Below are 850 nucleotides of genomic sequence, written 5' to 3' on the forward strand. Positions count from 1 at the left end.
GCGCATCGATGCGCCAGAAATGATCGGATGAGAATCCGTGTCGAGGTAGAGACGGGTACCTGGCTTGGGAACAGCTCGCAAGCCGCAGAAAAAAGTCGTAAATTTCAAGGGCTTGGATGCAAAAGGCTGGCTCCCCGAGTAGCGATGTAAAACCGGTTTATAATTGTTTACCGCAGTTCACGCAGCCCATAATTTCCTAGAAAAATCAGCTATAATTTGTTCACAGTTGTCTATTGACGTTGACCGCCGTTCGGCTCCATATTGATGGACGAATTGGAGGACGCGATGCAAAAGCCAACTGACGCGTATATTCGCACCAGAGCGAAGGGCAAATACTGCATTGGCGAAGGCCTGTGGCTGATTGTGCGGGCCAGCGGCTCGCGTAGCTGGTCGCTGCGGGTCATGCGCAATCGCACGCGCCAAGAGCTCGGGCTTGGGGGCTATCCTGCTGTCTCGCTATCTGAGGCGCGCACGCTTGCTGCGCGGTACAGGTCGGAAATCAAAAAGGACGTGAACGTCAGAGCCGCTCGCCTGGCAGAGCGCCGGGCGTCCGAAGCCAGGAACACCACATTCGAAAAGGCTATGCTCGAATGCCACGATGCCAATAAGGAAGGCTGGAGCGACAAGCAGGCAAAGTCATTCCTCTCGACGCTCAAAACCTATGCGATACCGAGCATCGGATTTTTGCCGACCTATCAGATCGATGCTGCGCTGGTGGCGGACGTCATGCGGAAGAATGATCTTTGGACTGCCAAACCCGAGGTCGCGCGAAAGCTGTTGCAGCGCATCCGGCACGTCCTTTCCTATGCCAACGGGCGGGGCTGGCGAGAGTTGGACGCGCCAGCGAGCG

General features: G+C 56.1%; 1 protein-coding gene. It reads left to right on the forward strand.

The window, feature by feature from the left end:
* Positions 1 to 264: 264 nt before the first annotated feature.
* A partial coding sequence (locus AX735_RS22645; RefSeq protein ID WP_156447587.1) for an integrase arm-type DNA-binding domain-containing protein occupies positions 265 to 850 on the forward strand: 586 nt, incomplete at its 3' end.

It is taken from the genome of Blastomonas sp. CCH1-A6 (genome assembly GCF_001556365.1).
GTDB classification, from domain to species: domain Bacteria; phylum Pseudomonadota; class Alphaproteobacteria; order Sphingomonadales; family Sphingomonadaceae; genus Blastomonas; species Blastomonas ursincola.